Consider the following 14,181-nt stretch of genomic DNA (forward strand, 5'->3'; position numbering starts at 1 on the left):
AGGAAATACCATGAGCGAACAAGACAAAAACGTAAAGCTTTCTGATAACGAGCGTTTGAAAAGAGAAAGTAACTTTTTACGTGGCACCATTGCACAAGATTTAAAAGACGAGATCACCGGTGGTTTTACCGCTGATAACTTCCAGTTGATCCGTTTCCACGGTATGTATCAGCAGGATGACCGCGATATTCGCGCTGAACGTGCTAAACAAAAGCTAGAGCCGTTACATAATGTTATGTTACGTGCGCGTATGCCAGGCGGTATCATCAAGCCTGAACAATGGTTAGCGATTGATAAATTCGCCGACGAGAAAACCAGCTATGGCAGTATTCGTTTAACCACGCGTCAAACGTTCCAGTTCCATGGCGTGCTTAAGCCCAATATTAAAGGCATGCACCAAATGCTTAATAGCGTGGGCATTGACTCAATTGCGACCGCGGGCGATGTGAACCGAAACGTACTGTGTACGACGAACCCAGTTGAGTCAGAGCTTCATCAAGAAGCGTACGAGTGGGCCGCGAAGATTTCTGAGCATTTATTACCAAAAACCAAGGCTTATGCTGAGATTTGGTTAGATGGTGAAAAGAGCGAAACCACCGAAGAGCCCATTTTAGGCTCAACGTACTTACCACGTAAGTTTAAAACGACGGTAACGATTCCACCGAATAACGAAGTGGATGTACACGCCAATGATTTAAACTTTGTGGCAATTGCAGAAAACGGCAAATTAGTTGGCTTTAACGTGTTAGTGGGGGGTGGTCTTGCGATGACTCACGGTGATACAGCTACGTATCCACGTAAAGCAGATGACTTTGGTTTTATTCCACTTGAACACACATTGAAAATTGCTGAGCACGTGGTGTCTGTGCAACGTGATTGGGGTAACCGTTCAAACCGTAAAAATGCAAAAACCAAATACACATTAGACCGTGTAGGTACTGATGTATTTAAAGCGGAAGTTGAAAAGCGTGCTGGTGTTAAATTCGAAGATAGTCGTCCGTACGAGTTTACGCATCGTGGTGACCGTATTGGCTGGGTAGAAGGCATTGATGGTAAGCACCATTTAACGCTGTTTATTCAAAGTGGCCGTATTTTAGATTACCCAGATAAACCACTCAAAACGGGATGTCGTAAAATTGCTGAAATTCACCAAGGTGATTTCCGTATGACGGCAAACCAAAACCTGATCATTGCTGGCGTACCCGCTGATCAAAAAGCCGTTATCGAAGAGATTGCTCGTAATCATGGTTTAATTGATGACAGCCATACTGAGCAACGTAAAAACTCAATGGCGTGTGTGGCATTACCAACGTGTCCGTTAGCGATGGCAGAAGCTGAGCGTTACTTACCAAGCTTAATTGAGAAAACAGAAGCGCTCTTAGCGAAACACGGTATGGGTGATGACAACATTATTATGCGTGTTGTGGGTTGCCCGAATGGCTGTGGCCGCGCGATGTTGGCAGAAGCAGGGCTTGTTGGTAAAGGCCCGGGTAAATACAACGTGTACTTAGGTGGTAACCGTGAAGGCACGCGTATTCCTAAATTGTATTTAGAAAATGTTGGCGAAGATGTCTACCTAGATGCATTCGATAAGCTCATAGGCCAATGGGCGAGTGAGCGTAATGACGGTGAATGTTTTGGTGATTTTGTTATTCGCAAAGGCATTGTTGCTGAAGTCAAAGTTTCAGTAACCGATTTTCACGCATAATTTTAAAAGCGATACCGCTTTAAGGTTTGGAATTAACCATGAGTGAATTTAAAAACATCTTAACGATGAGCAAAGAAGACCAAACAGCCATGCTGGCTGATATTAACGGTCTTCTTGCTGAAAAAAGCGCTGAGGAGCGTGTTGCGTGGGCACTTGAAAACTTACCAAGTACACACTTTTTATCGTCTAGCTTTGGTATACAAGCCGCTGTGATGCTACACCTTGTGACATCGCAGCAGCCAGATATTCCTGTGGTACTGACTGATACTGGTTATTTGTTCCCAGAGACATATCAGTTTATTGAGCAAATGACCGAACGACTTTCGCTTAATCTTAAAGTTTATAAAGCTGAGCTTAGCCCTGCGTGGCAGGAAGCGAAGTTTGGTAAGCTTTGGGAGCAAGGAGAGGCGGGTATTAAGCAGTACAATCAGCTTAATAAAGTTGAGCCAATGACCCGCGCATTGAATGAGCTTAATGCGGGTACATGGTTCAGTGGCCTTCGTCGAGATCAATCATCGTCGCGTGCTGATAAACAAATAGTTGAAATTAGCCGTGGTACAGTGAAAGTGTATCCACTGATAGAGTGGAATAATCGCGATATCTATCAGTACCTAACGAAACATGATTTGCCGTACCATCCGCTTTGGGAGCAAGGCTATGTGTCAATGGGTGATGTGCATACAACACGTAAACTCGAACCCGGTATGACTGAAGAAGAGACTCGTTTCTTTGGGTTAAACCGTGAGTGTGGTTTACACATTGATGGTGACGGTATTTAGTCCTAATTTCCTATCAGAAAATTCATAAAGCGCGACATCGGTTGCGCTTTTTTTATACCAAAAATGTATAGTCCATGGCTCAATCGAGTGAGAGAAAATCATGAGCCGTTTAGTTATATTATTCTTGTTGTTTAGTCCATTGTGTTTAGCCGATACGCTTCGTATAGGATTGCCTGATAGCGATTATCCTCCTTATCATTTTATGGCCGGTAAAGAAGAGGGCATTGTGAGCGATTTACTGAACCGTTTTGCAAAACAATATGGAGTGAGTATTGATTACTTTTACGTGCCAGAGAAACGTTCACAAAAAATGCTTGATGAAGGGTTACTTGATGGTCGAATCGAGTCTGTAGAGTGGTATGTTGGACAGAATCAATACTATTGGAGTGATGCGCTCGCGATGGTAGAAGATGTATTGGTCATGCCAAGTGGCTGCCATATTCCTATGATTGAACAGCTTGCCGGGTATGTGCTTATGGCGCGTTATGGCTACACCTATCCCCAGTTTGAACACTTATTTCAATCGGGTGATATGCACAGAGAGAATTTTTACTCAGAATTTGAAATGCTACTTGCCTTAATGGATTGGGAGCATAACCAACGCGTCGCAGTGATTTCTCGGGATGCCTTAACGTGGTATGTTGCTCGCAATAATGATTTTAAAAAGTTCACTGTGAGTGATTACTCTGTAGGCAAAGCGCCATTACAGTTACAGTTTGCGTTTGATGAACGTGGTAAAGAGACCAGCAAACAATTTAATGACTTTCTGAAAAATCTCAAATCATCAGGAGAGTTTGCTAAGATAATGAATAACTACCAATAACGGATAAATTGGATCATGAAGCGATTTTGCTATCTTGCAGTAATGCTATTACTGACCAGTATTGTGCTGCTATTTTATATAAAAAAGCCCGATGGTCAGCCTTACTTATCGCTCAGCATATTGCAACGTTATTCACAACAAGTAAGTCATGATGTCACTCAAAGCGCGTCACAAAATGTTGAGTCGTGGGGTGTTAAAGCCGAGCAGCTTTTAAAGCAATTTAGCGAGCCTGATAATGATCATGCAGCTGTTGTGGTTTATAAATGGCAAGATGAACAGGGACAGTGGCATTTTGCAGATACACCTCACCCACAATATGCGAGTACGTTGGTGACGTTAGACTCGCGAGAAATCACGGTGCTACCCGCAGAGAGTTTTCAAGCAGACCCCGAAAGCAAGTTAACTGATACACAGGTTAAATCAGCTGCAGATTCGAATTTATACGACCCTAAAAAAATACAACAACTCATACAAGATGCTGAGCAAGTAAAGCAGCAAATTGAGCAACGTAATAAGCAATTAGAACTCTAAACGTGCGTGTTTTTTGTGGTTAATTCGCTTTCAAGCTTCATTAAAAGAATGGTTAAATAAATCTTTGTCGGTAATGAAAATAATACGCCTACCGCGATACAAGCCGCACTGATCATAATGCCGTGAACACCTAGGCTTTCATCTAAATAGTTACTTGCTAACAGCGAGTGGCCTAAAATAATTAAGCAAATACCTAATATAATAAACACCTTAAGGGTTCTTATAATATTTTTTTCGGTCATTTTAAGCACCAACATTTAAAGGCGTAATTAAAGTGTAGGTGCTATCTGACTTAGACGGTTTGTTTTAAATCAAGTAATGATTGGTTACTTATTAAGCTTTACTGGGCCGTTAATATTGTCAATACTTAAGTCGCCAGAACCAGCCTCAATGATAGCGAGTCCAAGGGTATCATTGACATAAATACTACCAGAGCCATCGGTGATGGTAACGAGCCCTTTTATGTGTCTTACATCTATATCACCAGAGCCGTCTTCGATAGTGAGCGCACCACCTAATGTTTTAACGCTAATACTGCCTGATTCATCAATGATACGTGCTGGGCCTTGGCTATTCTCAATGCGAATATCTCCAGAGTCATCTTCAATATCAATACGGCCTTGGCCTTGGTCTATTATAATTGAGCCAGAATCGTCTTCTATGTTGATATTGCCGCTTACATTACGAATGTGAATGTCGCCAGAGTCATCATCAAGACGAATATTGCGACCTCCTTCAATCACAATGGATCCTGAGTCATCATCAATATTGATATCGTTTTGCATAGCACGTATGACGATATCACCTGAATCATCATCAATATCAAGTTTAAGCTGTGCTGGCACAGATACGATTAAATCGATATGAGGTGATGAGCCACTGTAAAACGACACGCTACCATTATTGAGCTTACTGATAAGCTCAACTGTGTCGCCGTGTTTTTCAAGTGTTAGCGTATAGGTTTCATCGCCTTTAGCCGCATAGATATTGGCATTCACTGTGATAGCTGTGGCATTGCTATCGCCTTTGATGATCAGTGAGCCTGCTTCGGCATCGATTTTTAACTGGCTTACATTTGCAGCCGAAACGCGTAAGTCTTGTTGTTTTTGTTCAGCAAACTGATCCGCAGATACATGAATAACACAGCCGGCTAATAATAAGCTCGATGAGATGGCAGTTGCGCACATCGCGCGTTTGAATGATGCAATAGTCATATGGATTCCAAAATTATTGTGATTTTTATCTGGTTAGCATTTGCAAATTATGATCCAAGTTTAACATGCTGATTTTTATGTTCTTTTCATTTTTTGTAACTAAGTGTACTGGTCTAAACTGCAATTTATTGGTGTTTTAAACAAAAAAGGGGCTGAAATTTCAGCCCCTTAGTTAACTTAAAAGTGATTACTGCTCAGCCAGCATATTACGAAGTACATACTGTAAAATGCCGCCGTGTTTGTAGTAATCCCACTCTTTGGGTGTATCAATTCGCACATCAACACTAAAGCTAACTTGCTTACCTTCGCTGTTAGTTGCAATTACGCTGACTTCATTGGTTTTGTCGTATAAGCCTTCAAAATCAAAGGATTCTTGACCAGTCAAACCAAGCGATTCATAACTTTCACCCTCTTTAAATTGAAGCGGTAATACACCCATACCAATCAGGTTAGAGCGGTGAATACGCTCATAGCTTTGCGCTATGACTGCTTTTACACCCAGTAATAAAGAGCCTTTTGCAGCCCAGTCACGTGATGAACCGGTCCCATACTCTGCACCAGCCAAAATAATCAATGGGGTACCGTCTTGTTGATACTGCATGGCCGCATCAAAAATGCTGGCAAGTTCATCTGTTGGTTGTATGCGTGTGACACCCCCTTCAGTGCCAGCAGCAAGTAAGTTTCTTAATCGTACATTTGCGAAGGTGCCGCGCATCATGACTTCATGATTGCCTCGACGAGAGCCATACGAGTTAAATTGTGCTTTTTCTACACCATGTTCTTGTAAGTACAAGCCAGCAGGAGCATCGGCTTTAATCGCCCCCGCAGGTGATATATGGTCGGTGGTGACTGAGTCTCCAAGTTTTGCTAAACAACGTGCTCCACTGATCGTGGGGATACCGGGCGGTTCTATTTCCATGCCATCAAAGAATGGCGCTTTTTTAATGTAGGTTGATGCGTCATCCCAGTCATAAAGCTTACCTTCAGGGATTTGGATTTTTTGCCAGCGATCATCACCTTGATAAACATTACCGTAGCTCGATGCAAACATCTCTTTGGTGACGGTATCACGCACTAACTCACTCACCTCACTCACACTTGGCCAAATGTTCTTTAGATAAATGTCGTTACCATTGGGGTCTTGTGCCAAGGGTTCATTGTATACATCAATGTCGGTGCGTCCCGCGATAGCGTAGGCCACAACAAGCGGAGGTGATGCTAAAAAGTTCATTTTTACATCTTGGTGGATACGGCCTTCAAAGTTTCGATTGCCCGATAAAATAGAGCTTACAACAAGTTTGTGCTTCTGAATTGCTTCACTTATTTCATCAGCGAGCGGGCCTGAATTACCAATGCACGTGGTACAGCCATAGCCCACAAGGTTAAACCCAAGCGCGTCTAAATCATCCATTAAATTCGCTTTTTTCAAGTAATCAGTGACCACTTGAGAGCCTGGCGCGAGTGATGTTTTAACCCACGGTTTTACTTTCAACCCTAGCTGTTTGGCTTTTTTAGCAACTAAACCCGCCGCCAGAATAACGCTCGGATTTGACGTGTTTGTACAGCTTGTTATTGCTGCAATGACACACGCACCGTCTTTTAACTCAAACTCTTCACCTTTAAAGTTAACTTTGGCTGCGCCCATATATTGCGCTTCGTTAACAGGATCATCCGGATTTGTTGTCGGACCTTCATCTTCGATACGTGCTTCTTGAGTATCACTTTTATCACGCTGTTGCATGCGCTCATTTTGGAAAGCTTTTAAGTGTTCCCCAATCACCTCGCCTGCTTTATCAAGGGCAATACGGTCTTGCGGACGTTTGGGACCAGCAAGGCTAGGCACTACATCATCTAAAGACAGCTCTAATGTGTCGGTGTAATGTGCTTCGTCGCCTGGGTTTCGCCACAGTCCTTGGTGTTTGGCGTAGTCTTCGATTAGCTTCAGTTGTTTTTCATCGCGATTTGTTAAACGCAGGTAATTAATCGTTTCATCATCAATCGGGAAAATACCACATGTTGCACCATACTCAGGTGCCATGTTTGCGATGGTAGCGCGGTCTGCAAGTGGTAAGTCAGCAAGGCCATCCCCATAAAACTCAACAAATTTACCCACGACACCATGTTTACGCAGTATTTCGGTTACTGTGAGCACTAAATCTGTGGCAGTTGTGCCTTCGGGCAAGCGACCATTGAGCTTAAAACCAACCACTTGTGGAATTAGCAAGCTGATGGGCTGACCAAGCATGGCCGCTTCGGCTTCTATGCCACCGACACCCCAACCAAGTACGCCTAAGCCGTTAATCATTGTGGTATGCGAATCTGTGCCGACTAGGGTATCTGGATAAGCGAGGGATTGACCATTTTTTTGATCGTTAAACACCACACGGGCCAAATACTCTAAATTAACTTGGTGTACGATACCGGTTGCGGGTGGCACCACTTTAAGGTTATCAAAGGCTGTTTGTCCCCAACGTAAAAATTCGTAACGTTCTTTATTTCGTTCATATTCGAGCTTGGCGTTTAAGTCGAACGAGCCATCTTCGCCATAACCATCAACTTGTACAGAGTGGTCTATTACGAGTTCCGCAGGTGACAGTGGATTAATTTTAGCGGGGTCTCCGCCAAGTTTTTCCATGGCGTCGCGCATTGCGGCTAAATCAACAATCGCAGGGACACCTGTAAAGTCTTGCATCACCACGCGCGCAGGCGTAAAGGCAACTTCGGCGGAGGGTTTTGCTTGTGGATCCCAGTTTAGAAGTGCGTCTATATCTTGCTTTTTAATGTTTACGCCATCTTCGTTGCGTAATAGATTTTCTAACAATATTTTTAATGAGAAAGGCAGGCGTTTGGCTTTGTCACCAAGACCTTGTAAAGAGTGGATATGATATTGCTCACCATTAATCGTAAGCTGTTTTTGGGTATCAAAACTGTTATTCATTATTTGCCCCTGTGGTTTACGCAAGCAATGCTCGCTTTTTATGTTTCCTTTACGAGATATCTGCAAACTTAATACCAGCTATTAAAATTCACCGTGCTGATGAAAAAATATGCTATCTAATTATAGTTGATGCCGATGCAACTTATTTCAAGGGGAGAGAGCAATAAAAGAGCAGTAATTAGACAGCAGCTCATAACATAGACTGACGTTAAGTTAGCCAATGCTGCTGTTTTGCGTGATGGCTAACAAGCAACAATAATAAGCCAATTACAATCACGCAAAATGGCATTGCCAAAGCACTAAAACCAAAGAGGGCGAGGCTATCGATTACGATAAAGTTGTAATACTGCTGGACTAATACAGCGACAAACGAAATAAGAAACAACTCTCTCGCGAGGGCTTTTTTAGCAAGTAATAAAATGCTTGCTAAGCTGGCTGAAAACACCGCTATCGCAAAGGCAAGCGTTGACCACAGCGGGATATCACGGTATGCGGCTTGTTGATCGAGTGGTAATTGGTCAATCATCTCTGGGGTAATGAGTAGCTGCATAATAAGTGCAATTACCCCGAGTAGATTCCAAACTAATGCGGCCCATGCAAGTGGTTTGAGCCAAGCGGGAGAAGTCATAAATCACCTTTATATTGTTATTATCAAGCACAATTAAAGGGGATAAATATTAACTAAGCAAGGCTAACCAAAAGAAATAGGGCGACGACCTGTTTTTTCGTCTACTTTAGGCTTTTTAGTGCGCTTACGTTTTTTGGCTGTTGATGCGCTGCTCTCTTGCGGGGCGTTCTGTCGTTGTTGCTCAGGTTGTTTTTCTGGGCGAGGGTTCGGTATTGCATCTTCACTTAAGGTTAATTGAAATTGCTCACCATCAAACGAAAGTACGTCGCCACTGTATAATTTTTTCCGTTTTATTGTACAAATTTCATAGTTAACTCCAACATAACCTTCACCGATTAAGGTCTTTGCTTGGCCACCTGTCTCAACTAAATCGAGCACTTTAAGTAAGTTACATAACTCTATTGGCTCTTCTTCAAGCTCAATTTCGATGAAATCTTCGTTCATGTTGGTCTCTCATAATTTAATCGCAGCCATTATAAAGCCTAGCACTGGATTGAACCAAGGTTAAATTTTTAAGCGCTTCACATACTTAAAAAATGAGCATAAAAAATAATGACGTATTTTGCAGAGTCGTAAGAAAACTGCAGTATTTCATAAGTACACTGCGCGCGTCTTGATATGGTGCGCTACTTGCTAAATGCAACGTCGTTTTATTTATTATTCGTTCAGGAGAAGTAGTCATGGGCGTTAGGTCAGTACTGAAAAAAGAACTAATGGGGTTAGACGATACATCGTTACTTGCAGCAGATGATGTGCGTGCATTATTAACCCAAACAATGAAAGCGCAGCCTGATAAATCAGAACAAGGCTTTGCATTAATTTCGCGTTTTAATGATAACCATAGCCAGCTTGCCTATGGAGAGAAGAGTAAAGAAGAGTTACTTGAGTATCAGGTTCACCGCTTATTTAAAGATATTCTTTACACTCGACGCAGTGTTGATAAATGGCTAAGTCACCATTTAAATTAGTTGATTAATCAGCTTTCCTCTAATAGACTACATTTGTAATCTATTGGAGGGAATAGTATGAACAGGATGTATATTTGGTGTGTGCTGCTATTGTTAGTTGGTTGCCAACAGCCAACTGTTTATGTTTATACAGAAAACTTAGACGCACAGCAGCAAGCTCAGCTCGATTTAGCCTTAAGTGCTCAGCGTTTACCTTATAAATACACGCAACTGAGTGTGCCGCGAGAGTTTGGCGACGCGACTTTGATGTTATCCGAAGATAAAATTTTGACTGAACAGACTGAGATCTTAGCTGGCATCATGCAGCGACTGGGTTATCAGCCTGAGATCAAATACACCACCGCCGCAAATCACTTTTACAATCATGGCAATATTGGCTTTTACTTAAAAGCACCGAGTGAGGAGGATGAAATTTCTCTGCCTAATCGTGTTTTCACAACACACTGCGATGAGGATAAGTTTAATGGACTGATGGTGACATTTACCGAGAAGCACGCCGAGTTTGTGCTTCCTGGCGGGACCCCAGTATCACTTAAGTGGGATTATCTGTACGGTTATCTGGTTATTTATTATAAAAACTATTCACAGACCTACAGCCATTCAACACCCTATGTAAGTACACCTTTTGGTGAAAAGCCAACAGATACCTATCGATATACTATTAGGGTTAATCAGCCTAGTTGGTTAAATTGCTCGTTGCAAATAGTCTATATGGACTAAAAAATCTTTACCTCAACTGAACTTGAGGTTTTAGCATGGCTGTCATCATTACTTATAAGGACATGCCATGCAAAACTACATTAAACATTATCTAAATTCTTTGGCTATTGATTACATTAATGAAGACAGAAATCTTGCATTGATTGAGCGTTTACAAGCGGCGCATTTAGCTCGCTATAGTTTCAGCAGTGTCAATGCATTACAGGCTAAATCACTGAGCCTTGATGACGATAAAGTGTTTTCACGTTTAATTAATTTACAAGAAGGAGGTTATTGCTTTGAACATAACAAGATCTTCTTTCTTGCGTTGGTCGCACTCGGTTTTGACGTTGAAATACTCATAGCGCGGGTGATGCTTAACGGCCGTGAAGAAAACCCTCGCTCGCACCGATTAACAAAATTGACACTCGAGGGTAAACACTATTTGCTCGATGTTGGCTTTGGGGTAAGTACACCGGTAATCGCATTGCCAATTGATCAGTCGTCACGAGTCAGTGAAGGTGTGAACTTATATGAAATTAGCCGACGTGACAGGCTAATTGATGTGAGGCAAGTTTTACCAAATACTCAGCATTTATACCGCGTTGAACTGGCTCAATTCTATGAGAGTGATTGCGAAATCGCTCATTTCTATAGTCATCACCATCCAGACGCTGCATTTGTTAACAACCTTGTTGTATCACGTATTGAAAAGGGTGAACGCTGGCTTATTCGTAATAATCTACTGCATTATTGGCACGAAACATCAGCAGTTCATACGCAACAGGTTATTCAATCACGTGAGCAATTACATACATTACTTACAGACACATTTCTTTTAAATGTAAGCAAAGCAACGTCTGCATGGTTAATGGAGCGCTATGTATTAGCCGCGTGATTCGAGGAAGTTACTCAGTTTAATAATACGCTCACTCATGCCTTCGATGATGCGATCTTTAATTTTTTCGCGGATCACGTTAGGCAAACGGGTGAGGGCTTCCGGTGTGATTGCCAGTAAAATAGTATCCACTTTAGCGCGGGCGCTAGTACTGCGTTCGCGATTATTGATAAATGCGCCTTCACCAATAAACTCACCCGGTTCAATGGTGCCGAGCTCAAGCAAATGGCTTTGCTTAAAGATGATTAATGAACCACTCAAAACAATATAGAGTCGCTTGTCATTATCAAACTGTTTAAATACAGCTCGACCTTGTTGTACTAAATACAAATGGCTGAAAGATTCTAATAACACCTGTCGTTCACTCAGGGTAAACTCCCGAAAGAACGCCAATCGGTTAATAATTTCCATCTGCTTAATAAGCGGAATATGTTCGATTAACTTCATTACTTACATCGTTTATAACGCAAAATTAGCTAATATTGCGCTCTTTTAACTTGCGGGTCAATGTATTGCGCCCCCAACCAATTTTAACCGCAGCCTCTTGTTTGTGGCCTGCACAATTTGCCAGTGCGGTTTTAATTAAACGAGTTTCCAGTTGAGCTTGAATCGCGGGCCAAATATTTTCTTTCCCTTGTTTAAGCTCGAGGTTTAACCATTGTTGGAAAGCTTCAAGCCAATCACCTTCTTGCTCTACAGGTTCTGCCGCGATAATTTCCGGTGGTAAATCTTGCTCACTGATAAGCTCTCCAGGTGCCATTACGGTTAACCAACGACAGGTATTTTCGAGCTGACGCACGTTACCCGGCCAGTTAAATAATCGCAATTGCTCGGTCGCTTTTGGGCTTAAAATTTTGCTTTCGACTTGCAGCTCTTTGGCGCTTTTATGGAGAAAGTGTTGTGCTAAACGCTCAATATCCTCTGTACGTTCACGAAGAGCCGGTAAGCGAAGACGCACCACATTTAAGCGGTGGAATAGGTCATCACGAAACTTACCTTGTTTTACCAAGTCTTCTAAGTTCTGGTGGGTGGCGGCAATAATTCGAACATCTACTTTAATACTTTGATGCCCGCCAACACGGTAAAACTCACCATCGGCTAAAACACGTAATAAACGGGTTTGTACATCCAGTGGCATGTCACCAATTTCATCTAAAAATAGCGTGCCGCCATTCGCTTGTTCAAAGCGGCCTTTACGAATACTGTCGGCCCCTGTAAACGCGCCTTTTTCATGGCCGAATAATTCTGATTCAACCAGTTCTTTAGGGATGGCAGCCATATTAAGAGCAATAAACTGGTTTTCTTTTCGTGGGCTATGGTTATGCAATGCACTGGCGACAAGCTCTTTACCAGTGCCTGATTCGCCATTGATTAAAACACTCATGCTTGATGCAGATAATTTACCTATTGCACGAAACACTTCCTGCATAGCAGGGGCTTCACCAATGATATGGGCATTGGTTTGCGGTGCTTGTTTGCGTCTGGTTTTCTTTGTGGAGTTTGCACGGCAAGCACTTTCAACTAAAGAAACGGCTTCTTCTAAATCAAACGGTTTTGCGAGGTATTCAAACGCCCCTTTTTGAAACGCATTAACCGCCGAATCTAAATCCGAGTGGGCAGTCATGATAATGACAGGTAACCCAGGGTTTTGCTCAGCGATTGTTTCTAGTAACGCCATACCATCCATACCTGGCATACGCACATCAGACACCAGCACGGTAGGCTGGCTAAACTTTAAAGCATTCAGCACTTCTTGCGCATTGGCATAGCTTTGAGTTTCAAATCCTGCTCGTGCCAGCGCTTTTTCTAATACAAAGCGTATTGAGGCATCATCATCAACTAACCACACTGTTTTCATGACTACTCCAAAAAAAACCATTAATCCGTAAAAGGCAAATAGATATTAAATTCTGTATGGCCTGGCCAACTGTCACACTCTATGTGTCCATCATGTTGGTCAACCAATGTTTGCGCGATGGATAAGCCAAGACCCGACCCATTTTCTTTATTGGTAATCATCGGGTAAAACAAGGTTTCTTTTAAACTCTTGTCTATGCCTGGACCGTTATCCGAAATTTGGATCAGCAAGGTTTTTTTCGGTGCTTTACCAGGGCGTCTATGTTGATGGTTGATACGGGTTTTTATTCTAATTTCTCCCCCATCAACGAGCGCCTGTTGTGCATTACGAATAATGTTTAATACCACTTGTTGAATTTTACTCTGATCGATATATACGCTGGGTATGCTCGGGTCATAGTCTTTCACTAACGTGATATTTGCATTGTTATCAAGCATGCTTAATTTAACGACAGACTCAAGCGCTTGGTGAATATTGCCATACGACTTATGTGGCAGTTGATTCGGGCCAAGTAAACGGTCGACTAATTCACGTAAGCGGTCTGCTTGTTCAATAATGAGTTCTGCACATTGATCTCGTTCTTGCTGATCAACCTCATACTGCAATAATTGCGCCGCTCCGCGTATACCCCCCAAAGGATTTTTTATTTCGTGGGCTAAACCACGAATTAAATTACGTGCAGCTTGATACTGATGCATTTGATTTGAGGCCTGATCGTGGCGAATTTCATCGTCCATCTGGCGGCATTCAAACAAGATATAATTGTCATCTTTATTGGTAATTCGGCGTGTACTAATTGTGAGTTTGGCATGGCGAGAATCGATGAACACCACGTCAGCTCTATGCTGGTGGCAATCAACACCATCAAAGAGTGAATACTGAGCAATGCGTTTAAGATCGATAGAGTGGTAGTTAAACAGGTTATCAAACGGTTGGTTGAGAATGCGCTTTGGCCCTAAACCAAGTAGCTCACTGGCACTATCATTGGCATAAACAAGTTTAAAATCACGGTTAAGTAAAATAACCGCTGTACTTAAATTTTTCCAAATGCTGTCGAGCAATTCTGAGTTAAATTGTGTATCACTGAGCATGGTTGCACCATTTTAGTGCGTTACGATTAAGTGCAGCTTAGCATAA

Annotated in this window: 15 protein-coding genes; 7 read left to right on the forward strand and 8 right to left on the reverse strand. The window is 42.3% G+C overall.

The window, feature by feature from the left end:
- Positions 1–10: 10 nt before the first annotated feature.
- From cysI to H3302_RS00955, 4 genes are all read left to right on the forward strand, one after another.
- Positions 11–1,708, forward strand: coding sequence for an assimilatory sulfite reductase (NADPH) hemoprotein subunit (cysI, locus tag H3302_RS00940; RefSeq protein ID WP_182395997.1), 1,698 nt, complete (start codon positions 11–13; stop codon positions 1,706–1,708).
- A gap of 89 nt (positions 1,709–1,797) precedes the next feature.
- Positions 1,798–2,487: a phosphoadenylyl-sulfate reductase gene (locus H3302_RS00945; protein WP_341868784.1), complete on the forward strand. Its 690-nt coding sequence runs from the start codon at positions 1,798–1,800 to the stop codon at positions 2,485–2,487.
- Between the two features lie 100 nt (positions 2,488–2,587).
- A complete protein-coding gene (locus H3302_RS00950; protein WP_182395999.1) occupies positions 2,588–3,310 on the forward strand; it encodes an ABC transporter substrate-binding protein in 723 nt (240 codons plus the stop codon).
- Between the two features lie 15 nt (positions 3,311–3,325).
- Positions 3,326–3,841: a DUF4124 domain-containing protein gene (locus H3302_RS00955; RefSeq protein WP_182396001.1), complete on the forward strand. Its 516-nt coding sequence runs from the start codon at positions 3,326–3,328 to the stop codon at positions 3,839–3,841.
- Here H3302_RS00955 and H3302_RS00960 read toward each other — a convergent pair.
- The 5 genes from H3302_RS00960 to H3302_RS00980 all read right to left on the reverse strand — a co-directional run bounded on the left by H3302_RS00960 (position 3,838) and on the right by H3302_RS00980 (position 9,065).
- The gene (locus H3302_RS00960; protein ID WP_036974184.1) at positions 3,838–4,083 is read right to left on the reverse strand and encodes a hypothetical protein; all 246 of its coding nucleotides are present in this window, start codon (positions 4,081–4,083) and stop codon (positions 3,838–3,840) included. The two genes, H3302_RS00955 and H3302_RS00960, sit on opposite strands and share 4 nt — an antisense overlap.
- An 84-nt stretch (positions 4,084–4,167) precedes the next feature.
- Complete coding sequence (locus H3302_RS00965; RefSeq protein ID WP_182396004.1) at positions 4,168–5,055, reverse strand: DUF4097 family beta strand repeat-containing protein; 888 nt, start codon at positions 5,053–5,055, stop codon at positions 4,168–4,170.
- Between the two features lie 187 nt (positions 5,056–5,242).
- The gene (gene acnA / locus H3302_RS00970; RefSeq protein ID WP_036974180.1) at positions 5,243–7,993 is read right to left on the reverse strand and encodes an aconitate hydratase AcnA; all 2,751 of its coding nucleotides are present in this window, start codon (positions 7,991–7,993) and stop codon (positions 5,243–5,245) included.
- A 208-nt stretch (positions 7,994–8,201) separates the two neighbouring features.
- Entirely contained in the window at positions 8,202–8,621 is a 420-nt protein-coding gene (locus tag H3302_RS00975; RefSeq protein WP_036974178.1) for a hypothetical protein, read from the reverse strand.
- Between the two features lie 63 nt (positions 8,622–8,684).
- Positions 8,685–9,065: an RNA-binding S4 domain-containing protein gene (locus H3302_RS00980; protein WP_036974175.1), complete on the reverse strand. Its 381-nt coding sequence runs from the start codon at positions 9,063–9,065 to the stop codon at positions 8,685–8,687.
- Positions 9,066–9,301: 236 nt separating this feature from the next.
- Here H3302_RS00980 and H3302_RS00985 point away from each other — a divergent pair, with 236 nt between their 5' ends.
- From H3302_RS00985 to H3302_RS00995, 3 genes are all read left to right on the forward strand, one after another.
- The gene (locus H3302_RS00985) at positions 9,302–9,589 is read left to right on the forward strand and encodes a hypothetical protein (RefSeq protein WP_036974174.1); all 288 of its coding nucleotides are present in this window, start codon (positions 9,302–9,304) and stop codon (positions 9,587–9,589) included.
- Positions 9,590–9,646: 57 nt separating this feature from the next.
- The gene (locus H3302_RS00990; protein WP_036974172.1) at positions 9,647–10,309 is read left to right on the forward strand and encodes a hypothetical protein; all 663 of its coding nucleotides are present in this window, start codon (positions 9,647–9,649) and stop codon (positions 10,307–10,309) included.
- A gap of 67 nt (positions 10,310–10,376) precedes the next feature.
- Complete coding sequence (locus H3302_RS00995) at positions 10,377–11,186, forward strand: arylamine N-acetyltransferase (protein WP_065978928.1); 810 nt, start codon at positions 10,377–10,379, stop codon at positions 11,184–11,186.
- Here the strand turns inward: H3302_RS00995 and H3302_RS01000 are convergent.
- From H3302_RS01000 to glnL, 3 genes are read right to left on the reverse strand one after another with little or no spacing between them, the layout of a single operon-like run.
- A complete protein-coding gene (locus tag H3302_RS01000; protein ID WP_036974168.1) occupies positions 11,175–11,633 on the reverse strand; it encodes a cyclic nucleotide-binding domain-containing protein in 459 nt (152 codons plus the stop codon). The two genes, H3302_RS00995 and H3302_RS01000, sit on opposite strands and share 12 nt — an antisense overlap.
- Before the next feature lie 25 nt (positions 11,634–11,658).
- A complete protein-coding gene (gene ntrC, locus H3302_RS01005; protein WP_036974166.1) occupies positions 11,659–13,044 on the reverse strand; it encodes a nitrogen regulation protein NR(I) in 1,386 nt (461 codons plus the stop codon).
- Positions 13,045–13,064: 20 nt separating this feature from the next.
- Entirely contained in the window at positions 13,065–14,135 is a 1,071-nt protein-coding gene (gene glnL, locus H3302_RS01010; RefSeq protein ID WP_036974163.1) for a nitrogen regulation protein NR(II), read from the reverse strand.
- Positions 14,136–14,181: the final 46 nt, after the last annotated feature.

It is taken from the genome of Pseudoalteromonas sp. MT33b (assembly GCF_014117385.1).
Lineage (GTDB): Bacteria > Pseudomonadota > Gammaproteobacteria > Enterobacterales > Alteromonadaceae > Pseudoalteromonas > Pseudoalteromonas lipolytica.

Coding starts and splice junctions, on each gene's coding strand:
- cysI (WP_182395997.1), top strand. CDS start 11: ATGAGCGAACAAGACAAAAACGTAAAGCTTTCTGATAACGAGCGTTTG.
- H3302_RS00945 (WP_341868784.1), top strand. CDS start 1,798: ATGCTGGCTGATATTAACGGTCTTCTTGCTGAAAAAAGCGCTGAGGAG.
- H3302_RS00950 (WP_182395999.1), top strand. CDS start 2,588: ATGAGCCGTTTAGTTATATTATTCTTGTTGTTTAGTCCATTGTGTTTA.
- H3302_RS00955 (WP_182396001.1), top strand. CDS start 3,326: ATGAAGCGATTTTGCTATCTTGCAGTAATGCTATTACTGACCAGTATT.
- H3302_RS00960 (WP_036974184.1), bottom strand. CDS start 4,083: ATGACCGAAAAAAATATTATAAGAACCCTTAAGGTGTTTATTATATTA.
- H3302_RS00965 (WP_182396004.1), bottom strand. CDS start 5,055: ATGACTATTGCATCATTCAAACGCGCGATGTGCGCAACTGCCATCTCA.
- acnA (WP_036974180.1), bottom strand. CDS start 7,993: ATGAATAACAGTTTTGATACCCAAAAACAGCTTACGATTAATGGTGAG.
- H3302_RS00975 (WP_036974178.1), bottom strand. CDS start 8,621: ATGACTTCTCCCGCTTGGCTCAAACCACTTGCATGGGCCGCATTAGTT.
- H3302_RS00980 (WP_036974175.1), bottom strand. CDS start 9,065: ATGAACGAAGATTTCATCGAAATTGAGCTTGAAGAAGAGCCAATAGAG.
- H3302_RS00985 (WP_036974174.1), top strand. CDS start 9,302: ATGGGCGTTAGGTCAGTACTGAAAAAAGAACTAATGGGGTTAGACGAT.
- H3302_RS00990 (WP_036974172.1), top strand. CDS start 9,647: ATGAACAGGATGTATATTTGGTGTGTGCTGCTATTGTTAGTTGGTTGC.
- H3302_RS00995 (WP_065978928.1), top strand. CDS start 10,377: ATGCAAAACTACATTAAACATTATCTAAATTCTTTGGCTATTGATTAC.
- H3302_RS01000 (WP_036974168.1), bottom strand. CDS start 11,633: ATGAAGTTAATCGAACATATTCCGCTTATTAAGCAGATGGAAATTATT.
- ntrC (WP_036974166.1), bottom strand. CDS start 13,044: ATGAAAACAGTGTGGTTAGTTGATGATGATGCCTCAATACGCTTTGTA.
- glnL (WP_036974163.1), bottom strand. CDS start 14,135: ATGCTCAGTGATACACAATTTAACTCAGAATTGCTCGACAGCATTTGG.